21 protein-coding genes are annotated in these 24,665 nt (G+C 69.8%); 9 read left to right on the top strand and 12 right to left on the bottom strand.

The features are described 5' to 3' along the window. Positions 1-26: 26 nt before the first annotated feature. The gene (locus tag ACFQ7C_RS18010) at positions 27-1,670 is read right to left on the bottom strand and encodes a SulP family inorganic anion transporter (protein ID WP_378904448.1); all 1,644 of its coding nucleotides are present in this window, start codon (positions 1,668-1,670) and stop codon (positions 27-29) included. Positions 1,671-1,763: 93 nt separating this feature from the next. Here ACFQ7C_RS18010 and cls point away from each other — a divergent pair, with 93 nt between their 5' ends. Next, positions 1,764-3,239, top strand: coding sequence for a cardiolipin synthase (cls, locus tag ACFQ7C_RS18005; RefSeq protein ID WP_378904445.1), 1,476 nt, complete (start codon positions 1,764-1,766; stop codon positions 3,237-3,239). Between the two features lie 174 nt (positions 3,240-3,413). Here the strand turns inward: cls and ACFQ7C_RS18000 are convergent, their stop codons facing one another. Next, on the bottom strand, positions 3,414-4,553 hold the full coding sequence (locus ACFQ7C_RS18000) for an AI-2E family transporter (protein ID WP_378904442.1): 1,140 nt from the start codon (positions 4,551-4,553) through the stop codon (positions 3,414-3,416). A 174-nt stretch (positions 4,554-4,727) separates the two neighbouring features. On the opposite strand from ACFQ7C_RS18000, the gene ACFQ7C_RS17995 reads away from it, so the two are divergent. Genes ACFQ7C_RS17995 through ACFQ7C_RS17985 form a run of 3 tightly spaced genes read left to right on the top strand, consistent with a single transcriptional unit; the run spans position 4,728 to position 5,922 of the window. After that, complete coding sequence (locus tag ACFQ7C_RS17995) at positions 4,728-5,120, top strand: SHOCT domain-containing protein (RefSeq protein ID WP_378904439.1); 393 nt, start codon at positions 4,728-4,730, stop codon at positions 5,118-5,120. Positions 5,121-5,144: 24 nt separating this feature from the next. After that, positions 5,145-5,561, top strand: coding sequence for a DUF6325 family protein (locus ACFQ7C_RS17990; RefSeq protein WP_378904436.1), 417 nt, complete (start codon positions 5,145-5,147; stop codon positions 5,559-5,561). A gap of 25 nt (positions 5,562-5,586) precedes the next feature. After that, complete coding sequence (locus ACFQ7C_RS17985) at positions 5,587-5,922, top strand: SHOCT domain-containing protein (RefSeq protein ID WP_378904545.1); 336 nt, start codon at positions 5,587-5,589, stop codon at positions 5,920-5,922. Between the two features lie 102 nt (positions 5,923-6,024). Here ACFQ7C_RS17985 and ACFQ7C_RS17980 read toward each other — a convergent pair whose 3' ends face one another. Next, positions 6,025-6,813 (bottom strand): potassium channel family protein, encoded by a 789-nt coding sequence (locus tag ACFQ7C_RS17980; protein WP_378904433.1) that lies wholly within the window; start codon positions 6,811-6,813, stop codon positions 6,025-6,027. 113 nt (positions 6,814-6,926) lie between these two features. Between ACFQ7C_RS17980 and ACFQ7C_RS17975 the strand changes: the two genes are divergently transcribed. After that, a complete protein-coding gene (locus ACFQ7C_RS17975) occupies positions 6,927-8,270 on the top strand; it encodes an ion channel protein (RefSeq protein ID WP_378904430.1) in 1,344 nt (447 codons plus the stop codon). Between the two features lie 6 nt (positions 8,271-8,276). Here the strand turns inward: ACFQ7C_RS17975 and ACFQ7C_RS17970 are convergent, their stop codons facing one another. Both ACFQ7C_RS17970 and ACFQ7C_RS17965 read right to left on the bottom strand, forming a co-directional pair. Next, on the bottom strand, positions 8,277-9,371 hold the full coding sequence (locus ACFQ7C_RS17970) for a DUF998 domain-containing protein (RefSeq protein WP_378904428.1): 1,095 nt from the start codon (positions 9,369-9,371) through the stop codon (positions 8,277-8,279). Between the two features lie 43 nt (positions 9,372-9,414). Then, positions 9,415-10,509 carry an AI-2E family transporter gene (locus ACFQ7C_RS17965; RefSeq protein WP_378904425.1) on the bottom strand — a complete coding sequence of 365 codons (1,095 nt, stop codon included), beginning with the start codon at positions 10,507-10,509 and terminating at the stop codon, positions 9,415-9,417. A gap of 54 nt (positions 10,510-10,563) precedes the next feature. Between ACFQ7C_RS17965 and ACFQ7C_RS17960 the strand changes: the two genes are divergently transcribed. Continuing rightward, complete coding sequence (locus ACFQ7C_RS17960) at positions 10,564-11,964, top strand: DUF2252 domain-containing protein (RefSeq protein WP_378904422.1); 1,401 nt, start codon at positions 10,564-10,566, stop codon at positions 11,962-11,964. A 48-nt stretch (positions 11,965-12,012) separates the two neighbouring features. Here the strand turns inward: ACFQ7C_RS17960 and ACFQ7C_RS17955 are convergent, their stop codons facing one another. Beyond that, the gene (locus ACFQ7C_RS17955) at positions 12,013-12,429 is read right to left on the bottom strand and encodes an MmcQ/YjbR family DNA-binding protein (RefSeq protein WP_378904419.1); all 417 of its coding nucleotides are present in this window, start codon (positions 12,427-12,429) and stop codon (positions 12,013-12,015) included. Positions 12,430-12,555: 126 nt separating this feature from the next. Between ACFQ7C_RS17955 and ACFQ7C_RS17950 the strand changes: the two genes are divergently transcribed. Further along, the gene (locus ACFQ7C_RS17950; protein ID WP_378904416.1) at positions 12,556-15,918 is read left to right on the top strand and encodes a DUF5979 domain-containing protein; all 3,363 of its coding nucleotides are present in this window, start codon (positions 12,556-12,558) and stop codon (positions 15,916-15,918) included. A gap of 63 nt (positions 15,919-15,981) precedes the next feature. Here the strand turns inward: ACFQ7C_RS17950 and ACFQ7C_RS17945 are convergent, their stop codons facing one another. The 6 genes from ACFQ7C_RS17945 to ACFQ7C_RS17920 all read right to left on the bottom strand — a co-directional run bounded on the left by ACFQ7C_RS17945 (position 15,982) and on the right by ACFQ7C_RS17920 (position 22,340). Further along, positions 15,982-16,452: a heat shock protein transcriptional repressor HspR gene (locus ACFQ7C_RS17945; protein WP_378904413.1), complete on the bottom strand. Its 471-nt coding sequence runs from the start codon at positions 16,450-16,452 to the stop codon at positions 15,982-15,984. Positions 16,453-16,558: 106 nt separating this feature from the next. Continuing rightward, positions 16,559-17,557, bottom strand: a complete 999-nt coding sequence (locus tag ACFQ7C_RS17940) for a DnaJ C-terminal domain-containing protein (protein ID WP_378904410.1) — start codon at positions 17,555-17,557, stop codon at positions 16,559-16,561. 15 nt (positions 17,558-17,572) lie between these two features. Further along, complete coding sequence (locus tag ACFQ7C_RS17935) at positions 17,573-18,190, bottom strand: nucleotide exchange factor GrpE (protein ID WP_378904407.1); 618 nt, start codon at positions 18,188-18,190, stop codon at positions 17,573-17,575. 2 nt (positions 18,191-18,192) lie between these two features. After that, positions 18,193-20,061, bottom strand: coding sequence for a molecular chaperone DnaK (dnaK, locus tag ACFQ7C_RS17930; RefSeq protein WP_378904404.1), 1,869 nt, complete (start codon positions 20,059-20,061; stop codon positions 18,193-18,195). A gap of 162 nt (positions 20,062-20,223) precedes the next feature. After that, entirely contained in the window at positions 20,224-20,760 is a 537-nt protein-coding gene (locus ACFQ7C_RS17925; RefSeq protein ID WP_378904401.1) for a hypothetical protein, read from the bottom strand. Further along, positions 20,757-22,340, bottom strand: coding sequence for an MFS transporter (locus ACFQ7C_RS17920; protein ID WP_378904398.1), 1,584 nt, complete (start codon positions 22,338-22,340; stop codon positions 20,757-20,759). Before ACFQ7C_RS17920 ends, ACFQ7C_RS17925 begins: the two co-directional genes overlap by 4 nt. A gap of 81 nt (positions 22,341-22,421) precedes the next feature. Between ACFQ7C_RS17920 and ACFQ7C_RS17915 the strand changes: the two genes are divergently transcribed. After that, positions 22,422-23,903, top strand: a complete 1,482-nt coding sequence (locus ACFQ7C_RS17915; RefSeq protein ID WP_378904395.1) for an MFS transporter — start codon at positions 22,422-22,424, stop codon at positions 23,901-23,903. Positions 23,904-24,026: 123 nt separating this feature from the next. Further along, a complete protein-coding gene (locus ACFQ7C_RS17910; protein ID WP_378904392.1) occupies positions 24,027-24,599 on the top strand; it encodes a hypothetical protein in 573 nt (190 codons plus the stop codon). The last annotated feature ends 66 nt before the right edge of the window (positions 24,600-24,665 follow it).

Here is a 24,665-nt window from a genome sequence, read left to right as displayed (position 1 = left end):
GCTGCGAGGCATCCGTCCTCCTCGTTTCACGGACGGGAGACGGATGCTGCCGCCAGCCCCTCCTCGACGGTGGCGTGCACGCGGCCCGCGGCCTCGAGACCCTGGTACCAGGGCGTGCGGCGGGCGACCGTCTCCGCCGTGTCGGGGAGCGCGGCGATGTGGAGCGTGACCCCCCGCTGCGCGAGCTCCCGGTCGAGGTCCTCGAACATGTCGAGCACGGTGATGGTGACGAGGTACTGCCGCTCGAGGTCGAGCACGACCGCGGCCGCGTCCCGGTCGGCCACGAGCTCGAGGATCGCCTGCTCGTTCTCGAGCGCGTTGGCGGTGTACATCGCACGGATGACATGCACGGCCATGGCTTCGCCTCGCGCGTCCTCGATCACGACCTTGGGGATGTTGAGTTCGCGCAGGACCATGACGAGGGTGACCACGACCCCGACCGCGACCGCCGCCAGCAGACCCGCCACCAGTCCGATCAGGGCGACCGCGACCGCGACCCAGAAGTCGCGCGGGCTGATGCGCCGCCACCGCACGAGCTCCGGGATGTCGATGAGCCCGATCACCGCCACGAACACCATCGCGGCGAGCGTCGCCTCGGGCAGCAGGCTCAGCACCGGCCCGAGGAACAGCGACACGAGCACGGCCAGGGCGACGGTGACGAGCGTGGACAGCTGCGTCCTGGCTCCGGCGCTCTGGTTCACGGCACTCTGCGAGAACCCGCCCGCCGCCGGCATGGTCGTGAAGAACGCGCCCGCGACGTTCGCGGCGCCGGTGGCGAACAGCTCCTGGTTGCTGTCGATCTGGGGCTCGGAGGTCTGACGGATGCCGCGCGCCACGGCGGCCGACTCGAGGAAGGCCATCACGGCGATGGCGAGCGCCCCGGGCACGAGCGCGGTGAGGTGGGCAAGGTCCGGAAGGCCGGGCACCGGGAGTCCTGAGGGAACCGGGTCGATGAGATCGACGCCCGCCTGCTCGAGCCCCGCGAAGGCCACGAGCAGGATGCCGGCCGCGACCACGATGAGGGTCGCCGGCATTCGCGGGGCGAAGCGCTTGAGCACAAGGAGCGTCGCGATCGACCCGGCCGACAGGGCGACGGTGGGCCAGTTGACGCTCCCGAACGCCTCGCCGACGGCTGCGAGCGAACGGATGAAGCCGTGCCCCGAGAAGTTGTACGTCTCGCCCAGGAGCTTCGGCAGCTGCCCGACCGCGACCGTGGCGCCCACGCCGATCTTCATGCCGAGCAGCGTCGCACCGCTGATGTTCTCGACGAGCGAGCCCAGCTTGAACAGTCTGGCCAGCAGCAGGATCCCGCCCACGAGCAGGGTCAGCATCATGAGGGAGCCGAGGGCGTCGGCGGCGCTCTCGGCCGACGCGGCGACGCCTGCCGACACGAGCGTGGTGGCGGTGAGCGTCGCGATCGTGGAGGTGGTCGAGACGCTCATCGCGCGGCTGCCGCCGAGGAGGGCGTACACGAGCATCGGCACGATGCACGTGTAGAGGCCGACCTGCACCGGCAGGTTCGCGATCGTCGCGTAGGCCATCGCCTGCGGTACGACGACGGCCCCGGCCGAGATGCCGCCGATGACATCGGGGGCGAGCCACTCGCGACGGTAGCCGGCGAACGTCGGCAGCAGCCACCGAGGGCGCGGCGCAGCACGCTTCGTCGTCATGCGCCGAATCTACCCATCGGCGGCGACGCGCCGACGATGCTCCGGGGCCCGCCGATCATCGTGTCGGGCGTTCACTGGTGCCACACTGACCTCGTGGATTCCGGATTCCTCGCCAACCTGTCCTGGTCTCTCGCGGCCCTCGTGCACGCCGCGATCGTGATCACCGCGCTCATCGTCATCCCTCGCGGGCGCAAGCCCACGGCGGCGATGGCGTGGATCCTGCTCATCGTCGTGCTTCCGGGCGTCGGCGTGGTGCTCTACCTCGTCATCGGCAACTTCCGGCTGCCCGAGGAGCGACGAGCCGAGCAGGCCCGCATCGACGAGATCATCCGCCGCCGCGTCGCCGACAACGCGCTGGACGAGACGGATGCTGCGTGGCCGCGGTGGTTCCAGCGCGTGGTGCAGCAGAACCAGGCGCTGACCGCCCTCCCCGCGTCCAGCGGCAACGAGGCCACCCTGCTTCCGCACTACCAGGAGTCGATCGACGCGATGGCCGCTGAGATCGACACCGCGAAGGACTTCGTGCACATCGAGTTCTTCATCGTCGGGTGGGACGACACGACGCGCGGATTCTTCGCCGCGATGGAGCGTGCCGTCGCCCGCGGCGTCTCGGTGCGCCTCCTGGCCGACTACGTCGCGACGAAGAAGGTGCCGGGATGCAAGGCGATGCTGGCTGAGCTCGACCGCATCGGCGTGACCTGGGCCTGGATGCTGCCCGTCGAGCCGTTCAAGGGCAAGTACCAGCGTCCCGACCTCCGCAATCACCGCAAGATCGTGGTGGTCGACGGCCGCGTCGGCTTCATGGGCTCGCAGAATCTGATCGCCCGCGACTACGAGTCGCCGAAGAACATCAAGCGCGGCCTCAAGTGGCAGGAGCTCATGACGCGGCTGACCGGGCCGGTTGTGGCATCCGTCAACACCGTCTTCCTGTCGGACTGGCTCATCGAGACCGGTGAGGACCTGTCGCAGACCGCCCAGGTGCCGGCGGCGCAGCTGCCCGTGTCGACCGCGCCCGGCGCGCTGCAGTGCCAGGTGGTGCCGAGCGGCCCCGGCTACGACACCGAGAACAACCTGCGCCTGTTCCTGTCGCTCATCTACGGCGCGACCGAGAAGGTCATCCTGACGAGCCCCTACTTCGTGCCGGACGAGGCGATGGTCTACGCGATCACGAGCGCCTGCCAGCGGGGCCTCGAGGTGCAGCTGTTCGTGTCGGAGATCGGCGACCAGTTCATGGTGTGGCACGCGCAGCGGTCGTACTATCAGGTGCTGCTCGAGGCGGGCGTGCGGATCTTCCTCTACCCCGCGCCGTTCATCCTGCACTCGAAGCACTTCTCGATCGACGACGACATCGCCGTCATCGGCTCGAGCAACATGGACATCCGCTCGTTCAGCCTCAACAGCGAGGTCTCGCTGATGGTCCGCGGCGAGTCCTTCGTCGCCGGCATGCGCGAGGTCGAGCAGGCCTACCGCGACGCCGGCCGCGAGCTCACCCTCGAGGAGTGGCGGCGCGAGCCCGCCAAGGCCACCTTCCTCGACGGCCTGATGCGCCTGACGTCCGCCCTCAACTGACTCTTCGGCCGACGGATGCCTCGGCCCGGGGAATCCGCCATCCGTTCTGCGTGTCCGCGGCGCTGTCGTCTCCGGGTGACGTCGAGAAACCTCGATGCGGTGGAGACGACCCCGCGGCTCGTGGTGTCTCGCGCGACATGAGGTTTCTCGGTGTTCGCACCGCGCGGAGCGCGGCTAGACCTTGAGGTCCTGCCTCGGGACCACGACCTCGCGGATGATCAGCAGGATCGACGCCATCACGGGCAGGGCCACCAGCACGCCCACGATGCCGGCCAGGGCGCCGCCGGCGAGCGCGCCGATGAGGACGAGAGCGGCGGGGATCTCGATCGCCCGGTTCATGACGCGCGGGCTCACGACGTACGACTCGAGCTGGATGTACACGAGGTACGCGATGAAGAAGATGAGCGCCTGCGTGGGGCTCGTGAACAGGGCGATGATCGACGCGAAGATCCAGAAGATCACCGAGCCGAACAGCGGGATGAGCGTCACCACGAATGCGATCACGGCCATGAGCGCGGGGAACGGCAGCTGGATCACGACGTGCAGCACGAAGACGACGGCTGCGTTGATCGACGACAGGATGACCGAGCCGATGAGGGCGCTGCCGACGGAGTCGGTGATGCGCTCGGTGAGGTCGGCGAGGCGCACGCGGCTGTGTGCCGGCGCGAGGGCGTACAGCGCACGCTTGGCGGCCGTGAGCGAGGCGAGGAAGTAGAGCGTCAGCGCGATGACGACGAAGCTCGCGGAGATCGCGGCGACGAAGCCCACGCCGACCGCCAGAACTCCGCCCCCGAGGGCGGCCAGCGTCGAGGGGGCCGAGATCCACTCGGCGATCTGCTGGAGCGCGCCGAGCACCGCGACCTGCGCGTCGGGAGCGAGACGCGCGAACCACTCGGACTGCGGAATGTTCTCGACCAGTTCGGGGATGGCCTGCACCAGCTGCACGATCTGGGCGATGACCGGCGGCAGCACGAAGACGAAGAAGGCCACCATCACCAGCGCGAAGCCGGCGAACACGATCGCGATGCCCGCGCCGCGCTTGACGCGGTGGCGTTCCAGCATGCGCACGATCGGATCCAGGCCGACGGCGAGGAACATGGCCAGGATGATGTAGACGAGGATCGTCGAGATCGACCCGATGGCCGAGCCCAGCACCAGCGCGCCCAGTACGCCGAGCGTCACGAGGAACCCCGTCGCGAGCGGATGGTCGAGCCCAGCCAGCACGCGCGAGAAGCGGCGCGGGCGGTCGGGCGCGACGGCGACGGCCTCCTCGGCGGACACAGGCGGCGAGACGGGTTCGGCGGGGTCGGTCATGCCCTAATGATGGGGCCTCTGAACTCCTGAGGAACAGTCCGACGCGGCGTGGATTTTCCTTGGTTCCCACGGGTGTTTTGGGAGTACGGTTCTGCCAGGGGATGACGACGACAGAGTCGGTCCCTTCGTCAATTCGATTCCGACGGCTCGTCCCGTCGAGAAAGCTGGTGTGACATGGGTGGCGGCTTCTGGGACTTCATCCTCTGGTTCTTCTGGATCTTCGTCTTCGTCGCGTACCTGATGGTGCTGTTCTCGATCATCGGCGACATCTTCCGCGACCACGAGCTCAACGGCTGGCTGAAGGCCGTGTGGATCCTGTTCCTGATCTTCGTTCCGTTCCTGACCGCGCTGATCTACTTGATCGCCCGTGGAAGCAGCATGCAGAAGCGGTCGATCGAGCAGGCGCAGGAGCTCCGCGCGGCGCAGGACGCGTATATCCGCCAGACGGCGGGCACCGGCGGCTCGAGCGCCGCCGACGACATCGCCAAGGCGAAGTCGCTGCTCGACTCGGGCGCGATCTCGCAGGCCGAGTTCGACGCTCTCAAGGCCAAGGCGCTGGCGGCCTGAGCCGGCACCGGAACAGGAGAAGACATGACGACCTTCGACTACGGCCCGATCGAGTTCTACGCGATCGGCTTCGATGGTGACCGCCCGGGACCCGCTGTGCTCCAGGCGATCGACGACCTCGTCGCCTCGGGCACGGTGAACGTGCTCGACCTCGTGTTCGCGCGCCGCTCGCCGGAGGGCGAGATCGAGGTGCTCGAGCTCTCCGACACCATCGACGACGGCGCTCCGGCGCTCGACCTCGCGGGCCTCGCGGGCCAGGACGACATCTTGTACCTGGCCGACAGCCTCGAGCACGGCAAGTCGGCCGCGATCCTCGTGGTCGAGCTCCTGTGGGCGAAGTCGTTCGCCGCGGCGCTCTACGACGCCGGCGGCGCCGTCATCGCGCGCGAGGGCATCCCCGCACCGATCGTCAACGCGTTCCTGTCCGAGAACGCCGAGTAAGGAGGAAGACATGCCACTCGGAAGAATGGGCCGCCCCGGCCTGATCGGCATGGCCGCCCGCACCGCTGTCGTCGCCGGCACGGCGACGGCCGTCTCGGGCAGCGTCGCGCGCCACCAGCAGCAGAAGTACTACGACCAGTCGCAGCAGCAGGCCTACGAGGCCCAGGCGCAGCAGGCGGCCATGGACCAGGCTGCCGCCCAGACCGTCGCCAACGCGCAGGCCGCACAGGCGCCCGCGCCGGCGGCTGCTCCCGCACAGGACGACATGATGGCGAAGATCACGCAGCTCGCGCAGCTGCACGCTCAGGGCATCCTGTCGGACGAGGAGTTCGCGGCCGCGAAGGCCAAGCTGCTCTCCTGACGCCCACCGTCGAGAAGGCCGCGCACCCTCCGGGGGACGCGGCCTTCTTGCGTGAGGGGGAGACGGATGCTGCGCCCCGCCGCCCGCCCCAATGGCCCCCGATCAGCCGCCCGGGCGGTCGTCGCCGCCGTCTCCCATCGGCCCGGCGCCGTGCTCCGGGCCTGGACCGCGCTCGGGGCCCGGAGCGCCACCGGGCGCCGGGGGCGGGGTGAGCGCGTCGATCTTCTCGATGAGCGCGCGGAGCTGCGCGCGGGTCGCCGGCTCCTCGTCGTCGTGGTCGCGCGCGGCGCGCTCGAGCACCCACGACGCCAACGTCGCCGTGATCACCCCGGCGAGCGCCACACCGCCGAACATCAGCCCCACGCCGACCAGGCGTCCGGCATCCGTCACCGGTGTGTAGTCGCCGAAGCCGGTGGTCGTGACCGTCACGCACGACCACCACACGGCGATGCCGAAGCTCGTGATGTTGGCGTCGGGTGCGTGGCGCTCGGCCTCGAGCACGGCGAGCGAGGCGAGGTAGATGAGGATGAGCGACGCGCCCACCCCGTACACGAGGATCTGCGTGCGCAGGACGCCGCCGGCCGTCGTCTTCATTCCCGGCACACGCGTCAGCACCCGCAGCAGGCGCACGAGCCTCAGCACCGGGACGAGCGCGAACGTGAGGGCGGGGAGGTGCTTGCGGAACCACACCCGCTTGTTGTCCGCCAGTGCGAGGCGCACGAGGTAGTCGGCGATGAACATTGCCCAGGTCACGGCGATCACGGTCGTCGCGACGGCCCGGCTCGGACCCTCCAGGTCGGCGATGACCCGCCACGAGTACGCGACGAGGTACGCGAGGCCCGCGACGATCAGCGGCGCGGAGGTGCGCTTGTGCCAGGTGTGCTCGTCCACAGCCGAATCATGGCGCATGGGTGCCCGTGCGGCCTGCGGGACGCGCCCCGCCGCGCGGGATCGTGTCGTCCGCGATCCTCGCGGTCGTGGCCGGTGGCCGCTATCGTGTGCCCATGCCCGGCCCCTCCGCCGCCTCGCCCGCACCTGCCACGCCGCCGGGGCCGCAGCTCACCGTCCGACGCCTGGTGCTGCTGTCGATCCCCGCGATCCTCATCGGGGTCCTCTCCGCACTGTCGCTCCGCGCGGTCGACCTCATCGCCGACCAGCTCGACGACGGGCTCTGGACGAGCCTGCCGGACTCCCTCGGGATCGCGCCCGATTCGCCGTGGTGGATCTTCGCGGTCCTCACCTTCACCGGCATCGCCGTCGGGCTCGTGGTGTGGCTCATGCCCGGTCACGCCGGTCCTGACTCTGCGACGACCGAGCTCGCGGCCACGCCGCTCAAGCTGTCGGTGCTGCCCGGCCTCGTGGTCGTGGTCATCCTCGGCCTCGCCGGCGGCGTGAGCCTCGGGCCCGAGAACCCGATCATCGCGATCAACGTGTCGCTGGCCGTCGCCATCCTCGCGCGGATCTCCAAAGCGGTGCCCCCGGCGCTGATCGGGGCGCTGGCGATCTCGGCGACCATCGGCGCGCTCTTCGGCACACCGGTCGCCGCCGCGCTCGTCTTCACCGGGATGGTGGGCGAGTTCAAGATGGGCGGCTCGCTCTGGGACAAGCTGTTCCTCCCCCTCGTCGCGGCCGGCGCGGGATCGGTCACGACGTTCCTCGTCGGAGGGGGCTTCGGCGCGCAGGCGCCGTTCGACCCGTACGGTGCCCCGCAGCCGTTCGATCTGCTGCTCGGCGCAGTGGTCGCATGCGCCGCCGCCGCCTTCGCGCTCGTCGGCGTCTACCTCTTCCCGCTCGTGCACCGCGCGTTCCGCGCCCTGCGGCATCCGCTGCTGTTCACCGCCCTCGGCGGCGTCGTGCTCGGTCTGCTCGGCGCGATCGGCGGCCCGATCACGCTCTTCAAGGGCCTCGACCAGAGCGAGCAGCTCCTCGCCGATCCGAGCGCCTACCCGCCCGGGCAGCTCACGATGATCCTGCTGGTCAAGCTCGCGGCGCTGGTCGTCGCCGCCTCGGCGGGATTCCGCGGCGGCCGCATCTTCCCCGCCGTGTTCCTCGGGGTCGCGGCGGGACTGCTCGGCGCCGCGTTGCTCCCGGGCCTGCCGATGTCGCTCGCGGTCGCCTGCGGCATCCTCGGCGTCGTGCTCGCCATCGCGCGCGACGGCTGGGTCGCCCTCTTCGTCGCCGTCGCGCTCGTGGACGACATCACGGTGCTGCCGATGCTGTGCATCATCGTGCTGCCCGCCTGGCTGATCGTCACGAGGGCGCGGGAGATGCTCATCAGCCCCGCCGACCTCGCGAAGGAGCGCCCGGAGGCGCCCCTCCCCTGGGCGCGAGCGAATTCGGCCCGCTGAGGCGCCTCAGCTCGCCGACGGCGCCTGGCGCGTGTCCTGTTCGAGCGCGGCCGCGTTGCGGATGAACAGCACGATCCACGCGAAGACGAGGATGCCGGCCACGAGCTCCACGGCGGTGAGCGTGTAGTAGCCGACGAAGAAGAACACGGCGAGCAGCAGCGTGACCGCGAGGAACAGCCACCCCAGCACGACGAACGGCCGCGGGATGCCGGTGATCCACTTCGGCAGCGCGATGACGAGCACTCCGAACGCGGCCACCATGCCCGAGGCGACGCCGGTGTGCAGCGCGAAGAACTGGTCCACCGGGAAGACGCCGACCAGCCCCAGGAACACTCCGAGCACGATCAGGGTCACGCGCACGCGCCCGATCCCCTTCGGGTTCGCGGTGGGGATGCCGCGCGTCGAGTAGCGGGCGAGCGTCGTCACGAGGAAGCCCGCGACGATGATCGTGATGTTGAACGCGAACGCCGACACGTTCGACGACATGCCGAGGGCGCTCAGGTTGTCCTTCCACCAGTTCGGGTCGCTGGCGGTGAGCATGCTGGCGAGGACGCCGAACACCAGGAACACGGCGAGCACGACCGCGAGCAGCTGAAGATCCATGTGGGTCGCGGAGTAGAAGGCGATGTAGCCGCTCATCGCCGCCGTCGCGCCGGCGAGGATCAGCACCGGCAGCGCGAACACCTCCGCGCCGATGAACGCCTGCTCGAGGATCACGGCGAGCAGCGTCCAGCCGAGCAGCGCGATCACACCGTGTGCGAACGCGAGGGCCGCGACGTCCACGTAGTCCAGCACGTGCAGGCGGCGACCGCCTTCGTGGCGGTGCACCACGAAGCGCCCCGCGATCACGGCCAGGAACGCGACGACGCCCGAGGCGATCGCCGCGAACTGGCCGACCGAGCCGGGGCCCGAGATCGGCGCCGCCTGGAACTGGAACACGATCAGCGACACCAGGGCGACGACGACGAAGGAGACCGCGCCGACGCCGAGGGCGAGCGACTCGAGCGACCGCTCGCTGGATGCATCGAGCATGCCCGCGGCGGTTCGGGGCGAGGAAGGCCGCTCGGGAGAGGGCCGGTCGAGCGAGGTCTGGGTGGTCATCGAAGGCTCCGGGAGGACTCGGGTGGTGCGGGCGAGGGGCGGGTCAGGAGTCGGAGAGGGAATCGCGGGCGGCGGACGCCGGCGTCGCCGTCCGGTCCCCCGACAGCCATCGCAGCCATAGTGAGCCAGGGTCGCCCTCGAGCACCAGCGTTCGCACGAACAATGTCAGCGGGATGGAGAGGATCGCGCCCAGCGGCCCGATCACGAAGGTCCAGAACACGACCGAGAAGAAGCTCAGCGTGAGGCTGAGGTCGACCGCGTCGCTCACGAACTTGGGCTGCACGAGCACCTGCAGCACCACGTTCACGACGCAGTAGATGGCGATGACGGCCAGGAACAGCGGCCAGCCGCCGACGACGAAGGCCAGCACCGCCGGTGGGATGAGCCCCAGCACGAACCCGATGTTGGGGATGAAGTTCGTCACGAACGCGAGCACCGCCCACACGATCGGCGCGGGAACGCCCAGGGCCCAGAGCGCCAGTCCGTCGATGATCGCGACGATCGCGCCGAAGGACGCGTTCACGACGTAGTAGCGACGGACTCCCGTGTTGAGCCGTCCGATCCGGGCGAGCACCGGACGACGCGCGGCGCCGAAGACCCGCTCAGCATCGCGGTACCGCGCCGCATCGGCCGCCGTGAAGATGATGTACGAGACGACGAAGAAGAGGGCGGTGACCACCCCGATCACCGTGCCGCCGATGCTCCCCACGAGCCCCAGCAGCGCCTGAGGGTCGAGGACCGAGGCGGCAGCATCCGTCGCCTGCTGATCCAGCCCGACGGACTGCAGCCACGCGAGGAAGTCGTCGAGGCTGCCGCGCAGCTGGTCGAGGTAGTCCGACACGAGGCCCGCGAACTGCACCCCGGCGACCCACAGGAGCAGGCCCATCGCGACGAGCACGAGGTAGGCGAGCAGGATGACCGCGGTCGTGCCCGTCCAGCGGGGCCAGCCGCGCCGCTCGAGCGGCCTGCGGACCGGTTCGCAGATCACGACGAGGACGATGGCGAGTGCCAGCGGGCCGATCAGGCTGCGCGCGAAATACACGCCCGCGAGCACCACCACGGTCGCGGCGAGCACCAGGAGAACGCGCAGGCTCGGCGAGATCGCAGGAGGCGGAGCGGGCTGCGCGGCGCGGGTCACGGCGTCAGGGTACCGCTCTTCCGAGCGCCCACCGCGCAGTGCCACACTGGGCCCATGTCTACGATCGACGCCTCGCCCATCGGCCGCACGTGGGCCCCGCTGCCGTCCTACGCCGACCATGTCGCCGAAGGGCGCGCCGCCCGCGAGCGGACTCCGCGGGAGTCGCTCGCGGAGCTGCCGACGAACGACCGCGACCCGATGGGGATCCTCGACGCGCAGGACGAGGACCGCGTCCCCGAGCTCGTGCCGCTGCGCACCGAGCGCATGGCCGCGAGCGCGTTCGCGTTCTACCGGGGCACCGCCGCCCTGATGGCCGCCGACCTGTCCCGCTCGCCGTCGAGCGGTGTCAGCGTCGGGTCGTGCGGTGACGCTCACGTGTCGAACTTCGGGCTGTACGCCTCGCCGCAGCGGACGCTGGTGTTCGACCTCAACGACTTCGACGAGTCCGCCTGGGCGCCGTGGGAGTGGGACGTGAAGCGCCTCGTCACCAGCATCGTCATCGCCGGGCAGTCGACCGGACGCGCCGACTCCGTGGTGCGTGAGGCCTCACTGGACGCGGTGCGCGTCTATGCGCGTGCGATCGGCACAGGGGCGAAGCGCAGCCCCCTCAAGCGCTACTACGACCGCTTCGACGCCATGGCCGCCGAGCGGGCGGTCGACGACGACACCCGCGCCGCCATCGACTCCGCGATCAAGGAGGCCGAGAAGCGCACCGGCGCGCGTGCGGCGAAGAAGATGACGGAGCTCAACGACGAGGGCAGGGTCGTCTTCGTCGAGGCTCCGCCGACCATGACCCACATCGACGCGGAGTCGGAGCAGCGGGTGCTGAGCGTCTTCGACCAGTACGTGCAGTCGGCGAACATCGACATCCGCGCCCTGCTGCAGAAGTACCGCCTGTCCGACATCTCCCTCCGCGTGGTGGGAGTGGGCAGCGTCGGGACGCGCTGCTTCGTGGTCTCGATGCAGGACGGCGACGACGGCGTTCTACTCCTCCAGGGCAAGGAGGCCGGCCGGAGTGTCCTGATCGAGTACGGCAAGGCCGAGCAGCCGGAGGTCGTCACCCGGTTCATCGACCAGTACGGCGACGGGGGCCGCGTGGTCGGCATGCAGCGCATCCTCCAGTCGGTGTCGGATCCCTTCCTCGGCTTCGTGCGTCGCACGACGTACGGCGCCCAGCGCGACTTCTACGTGCGCCAGTTCCGCGACAAGAAGGGCGGGTTCGACATGGACGAGCTCGACGACTCGGCCTTCCTCTGGTACGCCGACGCGTGCGCGGCGACCCTGGCCCGCGCGCACGGCCAGTCCCCGCTGTCGTCGTCGGTGGCGGGCTACGTCGGCGGCGGGCGCGTGGCGGGCGAGGCGATCCTCGAGTGGGCCTACGCGTACGCCGACCTCTCACGCGCCGACTGGGAGCTGTTCCGCACGCACCGGAACGTGCAGACCGATACAGCATGACGAGATCGGATGCTGCGGTCCGCGGCATCCGATCTCGAACGCGTCCTTTTATCCGGTAGCCGGCGGGTGCGCGGCGAGCCACTCGTTCGCGACGCGCTTACTCACTTTGAGCAGCCACGCGTCTGTGACGACCTCGCGGAGCTGGTCGAGTTCGATGCTGTCCAGGCGCACCAGCACCGCCGGGTAGCCGTCGAAGTGCGGGATGGTGAAGAATGCGCCGGGGTAGGTCTCGAGCAGCGCCTCCTTGACCTGGGTGCCGTCGGTGCGCACACCCACCACGTCGCCCGGCGGCCAGGCGCGCCCGAGCGCCGCGAGCTGCTCGAGGTCGCGGGCGCTCGGGCCGCGCTGCCACACGAACGCGCCGGCGGGAGTCCGCCAGGAGGCTCCTCCCCGGTGCCCGTCGATGCTCTCGATCGCTCCCGGAAGCTCCAGCGCGATGGCGCGGACGTCGTCGAGTGTCGCCATTCCTCCATCCTGCGCCCGATGTCGGCGCGGGTCGACCCCGTCGATTGTCCGGTTGATCAGGACCGATAGGGTACGACTACCGAGCGGTGCACCCCACGCGCCTTCGGCGGGAGAGGGGCCTCGCACATGCCACGATTCGACCGTTCACGCCTGCGACGCGTCGTCGCGGGAATCACTGCGACGCTGCTGGCCGCCACCGGCGCCGTCGTCGTGGGTGCGATCGATCCGCAGCCGGCCGCCGCCGCCTACCCCGAGTCCGTGAACCCCTTCGCGATCGCGGGCGGCTTCACGGTCTACGCCCGGGAGAACGCGCTGCTGCAGAACCAGGAGACGGAGGGCAGCATCGCCGTCGGCCGCACAGCCACCGTGCAGGGCAGCAGCGGGCAGTACACCATCGTCCACGTGGTGGCGGGCACCGGCGACTACGACCTCCCGACGGTCGACGGCGATCCGACGCGCTTCCTCGTCGGCGAGTACAGCACCGACAGCACCGGCATCCTCGCCATCACCAGCGCCGGCACGAGCGACCCGGCGCTGTGGGGCGATCTCAAGATGGTGCAGCGCGACGGCGGCTGGGAGGCGTTCGCCCGTGCCGACTGGCTGCGACTCAACCAGAACCGCTCGAACGCCGACCAGACCCCCCTGATCGACGCCACCCATCAGACCTATCCCACGAACGCCGCGCCGCCGGCCGGCGCAGCCGGCGACGGCAGCATCTACACCGCGAACACGTCGCAGACCGCCGTCGCGGACTACGTCGAGGCGAACCGTGACGCGTCATGGGAGGAGGCGTCGAGCTGCTTCGACGACATCGCCGACCCCACCACCGGCATCGGCTACCCGGTGGGCGTCGCCGAGGACGCCGGCGACCGCGTCGTGCTCGCGCAGCTGAGCGCGGACCAGCCGAACATCGTCGACTACGCCGACATCGCGGGCGCATCGCTCATCCAGTTCTCGCCCGGACCGACGCCCGGCGTGGCGAACCCGCTGGTCATCCGGGTGCCCGCGGGCACGACCGAGGTGATCGGCGCGCGGGCGGATCCGCAGGGCGTCCACTCGCCGTACATCGTGTGGGACCTCTCGCAGCTCACCGGCGATGTCGCCGTGACCGCCGGGCAGGCCCGCATCGACGGCTCGATCTATGCGCCGAACGCATCGGTCACGGTGAACGCCGCGCCGCTGGACGGTCAGGTGATCGGCCAGAATGTGATCATCCAAGGCGGCGAGGTCCACTCGTTCCTGTTCTCGGGCGAGATCTCCTGCAACGACGCGAGCGGCACATTCACCGTGCGCAAGGAGCTCGACGGCATCGAGCCCGCCGACCTCCCCGAGGGCACCACCTTCACCGTCAACTACCGCGCCGTCGACCCCGACGACAACGTCACCGTCGGCTCGCTCGAGGTGCCCGCTGACGGCACTCCCGTCGCCGCGGGCGAGCGATTCCCGGAGGGGACCGAGATCACCTTCGAGGAGATCGCGCCCGAGACCGTGCCCGGCTGGGAGTGGGGCGAGGTCTCGATCGCGCCGAATCCGCTGATCGTCGGAGCCGGCACCGCGCAGGTGGTCGTCACCAACACGGCGGCCGAGCTCGCCGGCACCTTCAGCGTCTCGAAGTCCATCGTGGATCTGTCTGCCGACGGCGCTCCGGTGCCCTTCCCCGAGGGAACGACCGTCCTGGTCCGGTGGGCGGCGTTCTTCCCTGCTCCGGAGGGCGGTTTCACCACCGGTGAACTGCGAGTGCCGGTCGACGGCACACCCGCCTTCCCCGATGAGCAGTTCCCCGCAGGCACCCGTATCGTGCTCGCCGAGGACCTGGAAGGCACGGCCCCACCGCCAGGATTCGAGTGGAGCAGCATCGGCTGGAGCCCAGGGCGCACCTTCCTGATCACCGCCGGCGACGAGGAAGGCGACACGGTCGCCGTCGAACTCACGAATGGCGTCACTCCCGTCGAGTCCGAGCGCACCATCACGATCGTGAAAGCAGCCGAGGGCGAGGCGCGTGACTCCGCGTTCGGGTACGGCGTGAGCTACAACACCGATCCTGCGCCGGCCCGTGCAGAACTGCCCCTCCCCGTCGGAGAACCGCAGCTGATCACCGACCTCGAGACGGGCGCCGACACGCTGGAGCTCGCCGAGCTGCTGCCGACGCTGGACGGCCAGCCGGTCGATCCCGCGGATTGGGCGCTTCCCGTCATCGAGGTCAGCATCGACGGCGGCGATCCCACGATCTACCGCCCCACAGCGTTCGACGAGGGGCAGGAGGATCTGACCGGCGCCATCGTCGACATCGAGATCCCCGAGACGGGCGACATCTCGATCGTGGTGACCAATGCGCTCAAGGAGGGCACGTTCGAACTGCAGAAGCGGTTCACCAACCTCCCCGGCGGCATCGGGCTCGAAGGCCTCGAGTTCACGGTCGCCTGGACCGCGACGCTCCCCACCGGCGAGGTCCAGGAGGGCGTGATGCGGCTTCCGGGCACCGGTGAGGCAGTCAGTCCGGTGGGCGACGACGGCGCGACCCGCCTGTTCCCCTACGGCACCACCGTGACGTTCGCCGAGCTTCCGTCGCCGGCGGTGCCGCAGGTCGACTGGAGAGCCGCGGTGTTCACGCCGGACGAGCTCACGATAGGTGCGGACGGTCAAGCCGTCGTGACGTCAACCCTCACCAACGACGGCTCTCATCTCACCGGAATCTTCGAGGTCTCCAAGTCCCTCGCCGGCATCGATCCCGAGAACCTGCTCGTCGACTCGTTCACGATCGGCTACGTGGCGTTCGTTCCTGGCCCGAGCGTCGAGGTGGGCCGGTTCGAGATTCCGGCGAACGGCGACCCTGTCGGCCCCGTCGACGCTGATGGTCGACCCATCACCTTTCCGATCGGCACCGTGATCCACCTCACGGAGGAGGAGCCGGACGCCTCGGCGCTGCCGGAGGGGTACGAATGGGGCGAGTCGGTCTGGCGGCCCTCCAACTCGGTGACGATCGGGCTCGGCGAGACGCCGGTGCTCGAGGTGACGAACACCGCCGTCGAGATGACCCGCTGGGCGGTCACCAAGGTGGTCGACGGGGATGGCGCGTCCGCGCTTCCCGCCGGCACGACGTTCCCGATCGAATGGTGGTGGGACTACGAGCCGCAGCCCGGCTTCAGCCTCACCCCGAACGTGCCGGTGTACTCGCCGTACTTCCCGGTCGGCTCGATCATCCAGGGACGCGAGGGCGCGCTGCCGGACATCCCCGGCGTCGACTGGGGCGACCCGGCCTGGACCGTCGACGGCGAGCAGCTGGTGCCCGACGCGAACGGGCTCGTGACGCTGCCCCAGTCCGTGACGCGCGACCAGGAGTTCGCCGAGCTCACGCTCACCAACACCGCCACCACGCGTCCGCTCCCGGCGACCGGCGGCGGCGCGATGTCGCCGCTCGTGCCGCTGGGTGCCCTCGGGCTCATCGCCCTCGGGGTGGTTCTGGCCACCCGACGCGCGCGACGCGTCTGACGCTCCACCGCGGGCGCACGCGAAGAGGGAGGGGACGGCATCCGTCCCCTCCCTCTTCGTGAATCAGCCCGCCGGCGTCTCGTCGGGAGCTTCGCCCGGCTGCTCGATCGGCATGCGGGGTCGCCACACGACCACCTCGGTCGCCCGGCGCACGCGCGTGCCGTGCCGCAGCGTCACGACGGAGCCGGTGGAGCCGGCGGCGAACACACGCGCGCCCGGTCTCTTCTCGAGCTCGGCGCGCATGCGGTCCTCGAGGTCGCGGACGCGGCCGTGGAGCTCCTGCACGCGGTTCTCGAGCTCGAGGATGCGCACGATCGCGGGAAGGCCGATGCCGTCCGACGACATGCGGGCGACTTCGCGCAGCTGCTCGACGTGCCGCAGCGAGTAGCGCCGCGACCCGCCCTGCGTGCGGGCGGGCACGACCAGTCCGATCCGGTCGTACTGTCGGAGCGTCTGCGGGTGCATGCCCGACAGCTCGGCGGCGACGGCGATCGCGAAGATCGGGGCATCCTCGTCGATGTCGTCCTCGGTCATTTCGTCACCTCCTCATCGCTCACGAGAACAGGAGATCCCGCCAGGACAGGACGCTTCGCGCGGAATCGTCCTGTTCTCGCCAGATCTCCTGTTCTCGGCAAGCATCTCAGCCCTGCGCCTTGGCCATGAGGTCGGCGCGCGGGTTCTCCTTCGACTCCAGGCTCTGGAACCGCTCGAGCGCCTCGCGCGCGGCCTCGTCGAGGTGTGACGGCACGGCCACCTGGACTTCGGCGAGGAGGTCGCCGGTGCCCTTCGCGGTCTCGACGCCGCGCCCCTTGACGCGCAGCACGCGCCCCGAGGGCGTGCCCGGGGCGACGCGCAGCCGCACCGGATCGCCGCCGAGCGTCGGCACCTCGATGGTGGCGCCCAGCGCGGCCTCGGTGAACGTCACCGGCACGGTGACCCTGAGGTTCAGTCCGTCGCGCGTGAACACCGGGTGCGGACGCACGGTCACCTGCACCACGATGTCGCCGTTCTCGCCGCCGTCGGGCGAGTGGCGCCCGCGGCCGCGGAGCCTGATCTTCTGTCCGTCCGCGACGCCCGCGGGGATCTTCACTTTGAACGGCTTGCCGTCCTCGCCCTGCAGCGTGATGGTCTCGCCCTTGGTCGCGGTGACGAAGTCGATCGTCGTGCGCGCCGTGACATCGGCGCCGCGGGTCGGGCCGCCGAAGCCGCGATAGCCGCCGCTCGGCTGCCCGAACCGCCCCGAGCCGAACCCGGTGCCGCCCTGCTGCTGGTTGAACATCGCGAAGATGTCGTCGAAGTCCTCGGCGCTCTGGTAGCGCGCACCGCGGCCCTGGTTGAACATCGAGAAGACGTCCTCGAAGCCGCCGGCGCCGCCCGGACCGCCCGAAGTGAATCGGGCGCCCGAGCCCATCGCACGGATCTGGTCGTACTCCTTGCGCTGCTCCGCGTCGGAGAGCACCGAGTACGCCTCGCTGACCTCTTTGAACTTCGCCTCCGCGGCCGCGTCACCCTGGTTGGAGTCGGGGTGGTACTTCCGCGCGAGCTTGCGATACGTCTTCTTGAGGTCCGCCTCGCTGACATCCTTCGAGACGCCGAGCACCGAATAGAAGTCCTTGTCGAACCAGTCCTGACTGGCCATGGAGCCTCCTTCGGGCTACTCGGCGGGAACCGCGACGACGACCTTCGCCGGACGCAGCTCCACCGTGCCGAGGCGGTAGCCGATCTCGACGACCTCGAGGATCGTGGTCTCGGTCGCGCCGGGCGTCGGCACCTGGAAGATCGCCTCGTGCTGCTGCGGATCGAACCCCTCGCCGGCGGCGCCGTACGTGGTGATCCCGATGCGCTCGGCGACGCCGCGGAGCTTGTCCGCGATCGCCGCGAACGCCGACCCCTCTTCGAGGTCGCCGTGCTTCTCGGCGCGGTCGAGGTCGTCGAGAACGGGGAGCAGGCCTTTCGCGACCGCGCCCTGGGCGCGCGCGATCTCCACCTCGCGCTGCTCCTCGGTGCGGCGGCGGTAGTTGGCGTACTCGGCCTGCAGGCGCTTGAGGTCGTTCAGCAGCGCGGACTCGAGGTCGGCGAGCACGGCGTCCTCCGCTGCGGCGTCGACGTTCTGCGGGGCGCCGAGGATGTCGTCGACCGTCAGCTCGTCGTCCTGCCCGTCCTGCGGCGCGGGGCCGGAGGCGTTCGCCTCCGACCCCTCGCCCTCAGGCCGGACCTGTTCGCCGTCGCCCGGTTCTTCGACCGGGTCGGGGTTGTGGTCCTTGTTCGCCATGGTTACTTCTTCTCGTCCTCTTCGTCCACGACCTCGGCGTCGACGACGTCCTCATCGGAGTCCGTCGAAGCCTGGCCGTCGCCCGCGTCGCCGGCGGCAGCATCCGGAGCAGACTGCGAAGCCTGGCTCGACGCGTAGATCGCCTCGCCGAGCTTGCCCTGGCTCTGGTTGAGCTTGTCGAACGCGGCCTTCACGGCGTCGTCGTCCTCGCCCGCGAGCGCGGTCTTGAGAGCGTCGACGTCGCCCTGCACCTCGGTCTTCACCTCGGCCGGGAGCTTGTCCTCGTTCTCCTTGATGAGCTTCTCGATCGAGTACGACAGCGTCTCGGCCTGGTTGCGCACCTCGGCGGCCTCACGACGCTTCTTGTCGTCGGCGGCGTGCTCCTCGGCCTCGCGCACCATGCGCTCGATGTCGTCCTTCGGCAGCGACGAGCCGCCGGTGATCGTCATCGACTGCTCCTTGCCGGTGCCCTTGTCCTTGGCGGACACGTGGACGATGCCGTTCGCGTCGATGTCGAAGGTGACCTCGATCTGCGGGATGCCGCGCGGAGCCGGCGCGATGCCGGTCAGCTCGAACGTGCCCAGCGGCTTGTTGTCGCGGGTGAACTCGCGCTCGCCCTGGAAGACCTGGATCGCGACCGACGGCTGGTTGTCGTCGGCGGTCGTGAACGTCTCCGAGCGCTTGGTCGGGATGGCGGTGTTGCGCTCGATGAGCTTCGTCATGATGCCGCCCTTGGTCTCGATGCCGAGGCTCAGGGGGGTCACGTCGATGAGGAGGACGTCCTTGCGCTCGCCCTTGAGGACACCGGCCTGCAGGGCCGCGCCGACGGCGACGACCTCGTCCGGGTTCACGCCCTTGTTGGGCTCCTTGCCGGCCTCGCGCTGCACGAGCTCCGAGACCGCGGGCATGCGGGTCGAGCCGCCGACGAGCACGACGTGGTCGATGTCGCCGACCTTGATGCCGGCCTCGCGGATGACGTCCTCGAAGGGCTTCTTGGTGCGGTCGAGGAGGTCCTTGGTGAGGTCCTCGAACTTCGCGCGGGTGATCGTCTCGCTCAGCGACACGGGGCCCGAGTCGGTCAGCGACAGGTACGGCAGGTTGACCGAGGTGCTCGTCGACGAGGAGAGCTCCTTCTTCGCCTGCTCGGCGGCCTCCTTGAGGCGCTGCAGCGCGATCTTGTCGCCCGAGACGTCGACGCCCGTGGTGTCCTTGAACTGCTTGATGAGGTAGTCGACGAGGCGCTGGTCCCAGTCGTCGCCGCCGAGGCGGTTGTCGCCGGCGGTCGCGCGCACCTGGATGGTCGAGAAGTCGTCGTCCTTGCCCACCTCGAGGAGGGAGACGTCGAAGGTACCGCCGCCGAGGTCGAAGACGAGGATGAGCTCGTCCTCCTTGCCCTTGTCGAGGCCGTAGGCCAGGGCCGCGGCGGTGGGCTCGTTGATGATGCGCAGGACGTTGAGGCCCGAGATCTCGCCGGCCTCCTTGGTGGCCTGGCGCTCTGCGTCGTTGAAGTACGCGGGGACCGTGATGACGGCGTCGGTGACGGTGTCGCCAAGGTACTGCTCGGCGTCGCGCTTCAGCTTCTGGAGGATGCGCGCCGAGATCTCCTGCGGCGTCCAGTGCTTGCCGTCGACGTCGAAGCCCCAGTCGGTGCCCATGTGGCGCTTGACCGACGAGACGGTGCGGTCGACGTTGGTGACGGCCTGGCGCTTGGCGGTCTCGCCGACGAGCACCTCGCCGTCCTTGGTGTACGCGACGACCGACGGGGTCGTGCGGAAGCCCTCGGCGTTCGCGATGACCTTGGGCTCGCCGCCCTCGAGGACGCTCACGACCGAGTTGGTCGTACCGAGGTCGATTCCAACAGCACGTGCCATGTGTATCTCTCCTTCATATGGGCGCAGACGGATGCTGCCACCCGGGGTTACAGGGAAGTCTTCTCGCGGCCCACCATGAGGTTGAGTCGCGATGACTCAACCATACGCCCGGGATGCAGCATCCGTCAAATCAAAGTTGATATGACTCGGCTCAACTTGTTCTCAGATCGAGTGCGCCAGGGTCTGCAGACCCACGACCAGGAGCCCCAGCGCGACGAGGATCGCGAGCGCGATCACCTGCTTCCACCACGCGAGGTCGGAGCGGCGCACCGCGAACCAGCCGATGACCGCCAGCGTCGCGATGTAGACGACGGCGCTCGCGCGCAGCGCCGCCTCCAGCGGCATGACGTCGAGGAGAGCCAGCAGGAGGAGGATGCCGGGGGTCAGCAGCGTGCCCAGCGCACCGCCCGCGATCCGCGTGGAGATGAGGAGGTCGACGCGGCCCGGGAACGTGCGGTGCACGGACAGGTGCGAGATGACGTCCGACACGAACCCCGCCGCTGTGATGCCGACGACGCCGAGGATGAGCGCCCAGAACGCGTGGTCGGCCTCGGCGTGCTCGCTCGAGGCGACGACCAGCACGATCGCGAGACCGGTGAAGGTCGCGTACACGCGCTCCTTGAAGTAGGCGACGATCGCCTGCTCGCCGCCTTCGACCTGGGCGAGCTGTGCTCGCGCGCGGTCCGTCCGCCGGCTCACCCGCCCAGTATCCCTTCCGCGGCCTCGTTCGGCTTCGGGTCGGGCAGGCGCCGCATGCGGAGTCCGTTGAGGACGCCCAGCACGGCGGCGAGGATCGGGATGAGCAGCGCCACCTGGAGGGCGAGGTGGCGGGCCTCGGTGTTGATGCGGATCACCTCGGCCGATGCCTCCGGCGGCTCGTCCGCCAGGAGCTGCTCGAGCCCGGTGTTCGACATGAGCTCCGCGTCCTCTTCGAGCGCGGTCGCCACCTGCTCCTGCTGCTCGCTGGTCAGCACCGTGCTCGAGTACGCGAGCGAGGTGAACGACGCCGCGAGAGTCGCGAGCATGATCGCGCCGGCGAACGCGAGGCCGAACGACAGGCCGAACGACCCGGCGGCCGAGTTGACGCCCGCCGCCTCGCTGACCCGCTCGTCCGAGATGGGCGACAGCGTGTAGTTGTTGAGCTGCGAGACGAGGAGGCCGAGGCCGGAGCCGGCGATGATGAGCGGAACCGTGAGGTACCACCCGTTGTCGGCGATCGGCACGAGCGGCACGATGGCGATGAGGCCCGCGGCCGCCAGCGAGAAGCCGAGGAGGATGAGGTTCGCGGCGCGTCCCTTGGCTCGGCGGCCGGCCCAGATCGCGACCGCGAACATGCTGAGCGACAGCGGGGCGATCGACAGACCGGCCTGCAGGGCGTTGTACTCCAGCACCATCTGCAGGTAGAGCGGGAGCACGATCATGGTGCCGCCCAGGGCGATCTGCTGGAGCAGCTGCCCGCTCACGCCGGTACGGAACGGCTTCGACGAGAACAGCGCCGGGTCGAGGAGGACCGGCTTGCCCTTCTTCTTGCGCGAGTTGAGCCACCACGCCAGGCCGCCCAGCGCGACGGCGCCGAGGCCGATGATGATGCCGACGTAGCCCCCGCCCTCCTGCCACACCAGGATGCCGAGCACCACGCCGCCCATGCCGATGACCGAGAGGGCGGCACCCACGAGGTCGATGGAGCGATCGCCGGTGTACTTGACGTCCTTCACGAGGCCGGCGCCCAGCAGGACGATCGCGATGATGACCGCCTCGAGGCCGAAGGCGACGCGGTACGACCAGAAGGTGGTGATGAATCCGCCGAGCAGCGGCCCCACCGCGGCCGCGATGGCGGCCGACGCGCCCACCAGCGCGTAGACGCGCTTCTGGTGGGCGCCGGAGAAGTTGCCGTGGATGAGCGACTGCATGGACGGGAGGAGAAGGGATGCTCCGATCCCGCCGATGACCGCCCAGAAGATGATGACGGCTGTCAGGCTCTGTGCGAACGTCATCGCGACGGCGCCGACGGCGTACCCGAGAAGACCCAGGAGATACGCCAGCTTGCGCCCGATCAGGTCGCCCGTCTTGCCGCCGATGAGGATGAATGCCGCCGAGACCAGGGCTTCGAGGGCGATCGCCCCCTGCACGCCGCTGGCCGTGGTGCCGAGCTCCTCCACGACGGCCGAGATCGAGACGTTCATGATGGACGTGTCGACCACGAGCACGAACATCGCCATCGCGAGCAGGATGGCGAGGCGTCCGTTGAAGGCGGTGGTCGGCGAGGATTCCGCGGTCATGAACGAAGCAAACCACCACGTCCCTCGCGAGCGCTACGGTGATTCCGCACCAGTTCACCGAAGGGCCGTACTGTGACCGACATGAGCTCTCCCGTCCCCGGCTCGGACGAGTCCGGCACGCCCGCGCAGTCCGGCACCCCGGCAGGGTCCGGCCCTTCGCCGGAGCACGCTCTGTCGACCGCGGCCCTCCACACCGACGGCCTCGACGACACGCCGGTGCCGCGCCGTCGCGTGTTCGCGTGGGCCCTGTGGGACTGGGCGACGCAGCCCTTCAACTCGGTCATCCTGACCTTCGTCTTCGTCTCGCTGTACCTCGTGTCGGATGCCTTCCTGCCGGCCGACATCGCGGCGCAGAACGCGGACGGCGACATGGTGTGCTCGAGCGCGGCGGACGCGGGCACCGCGTACTGCGGCGCCCTCGCCGACCTGTCGGAGTGGTACGGGTGGGTCACCTTCGCCGCCGGCATCCTGATCCTTCTCCTCGCACCCGTGCTGGGTCAGCGCGCCGACGCGGCGGGCACGAAGAAGCGCTGGGTTGTCGGCGCGACCGCGGTGCTGGCGCTCCTGCAGTTCGCGCTCTTCTTCGTCTACGCCGAGCCGCAGTTCTTCTGGCTCGGGGCGATCCTCGTGGCGCTCGGGTCGGTCTCGTCCGAGATCGCCGGCGTCAACTACAACGCGATGCTCGTGCAGGTCTCGACCCCGAAGACGATCGGCCGCGTGAGCGGCCTCGGCTGGGGCCTGGGCTACATCGGCGGCATCCTCGCGCTCGCGCTCGTCGTCGTGCTGAACACCGTCGGCTGGTTCGGCCTCGACGTCTCGGACGGACTCGCCTACCGCCTCATCGCGGTCGGGGCCGCGGTGTGGACGGTGCTCTTCGCCCTGCCGTTCATCTTCCTGGTGCCGGAGTCGCCGCCCGATCCGGGCCGCAGGAAGGTCGGGTTCTTCGAGGGCTACGTCGTGCTCGTGCACGACATCGTCGCGCTCTTCCGCGAGCACCGGCCGACGTTCTGGTTCCTGATCGCCAGCGCCGTCTATCGCGACGGCCTCGCCGGCGTCTTCGCCTTCGGCGGTGTGCTGGCCGCCGTCTCGTTCGGGTTCGGCGCCACCGAGGTCATCGCGTTCGGCATCGCGCTCAATCTCGTCGCCGGCGTCTCGACGATCATCGCCGGCAGCCTCGACGACCGCTTCGGGGCGCGCGCGGTGATCATCACCGCGCTCACGATCCTCATCGTGAGCGCGCTGTTCGTCTTCTTCCTCCGCGAGGGCGGCAAACCGGTGTTCTGGGTGGGCGGCATCATCCTCTCCGCCGCGGTGGGCCCCGCTCAGGCATCGAGCCGCTCGCTTCTCGCCCGCGTCACGCCTACCGGAATGCAGGGCGAGGTCTTCGGCCTCTACGCGACGACGGGCCGTGTCATGAGCTTCTTGTCACCGCTGCTGTGGTCGGCCTTCATCGCGTGGTTCGGCGCGACGCACTTCGGCATCCTCGGCATCGTGATCGTGCTGCTCGTCGGGCTCCTCCTGCTGCTCCCCGTGAAGCTGCGGCCCGCAGACATCGCCGGCTGACAGCAGCGGATCGGTCCGGCCGGCCGGCGGGGGCGCAGCATCCGATACCCTCGCTTTCGGGCAACATGCGGACGGGGGGTCGTCGCGCACGCGTGCCTCACCTCGCCGAACCCGAGAGGCACCGTGACGACCCCGCTGATCCAGCGCCAACGCGCCGAGCGCCTGCGCGCCGCCCGTCACCGTCGTGCGGTCGGGTACTGGTGGGTGCTGATCGCGTGGCTCCTGTCGCTGTGGATCGGCACATCCGTCGTGCCGCACGAGTGGCTGCACGCCCCGGCGCTGTTCGGTCATCTGGCATCGGTGATCGTGGGGCTCGGCGCGGCAGTGCTGCTGGAGATGAGCGGGCTGCTCTGGATGCTGCGCCGCACGTCTCTCGACGACCTCCGCCGCACCGAGCCCCCCGTGACCGCCCTGGCGTGGCTGGGCATCGCGGGCCTGTTCGCGACCGGCGCGTTCCTGCAGCCCGACCTCGCACAGCCGCTCACCGCGATCAAGATGATCGCCGTGCTGGTCGCCGCGATGAACGGCGTGGCCATGACGAGGCTCACCGACCAGCTCGACCGCCTGCCGGGCTCCGTGCGCTTCTCGTCGCTGCCGACCCGGTTGAAGTTGTGGTGCGTCTGGAGTGCCGTCGTGTCGCAAACTGCCTGGTGGACGGCTGTTCTGATCGGCATGCTGAACACCGCTTCACGGTGATCTCACGGTTTTCTCCCGCTCGTCTCGCAAGAGCACTCGGGCTAGGCTGTCGCCTGACCGGACTAC

Source organism: Microbacterium sp. NPDC056569, assembly GCF_042793475.1.
In the GTDB taxonomy this organism is placed as follows: domain Bacteria; phylum Actinomycetota; class Actinomycetes; order Actinomycetales; family Microbacteriaceae; genus Microbacterium.
Note: the sequence above shows the minus strand (reverse complement) of the source record. Positions and strands in the feature narration are given on the sequence as shown.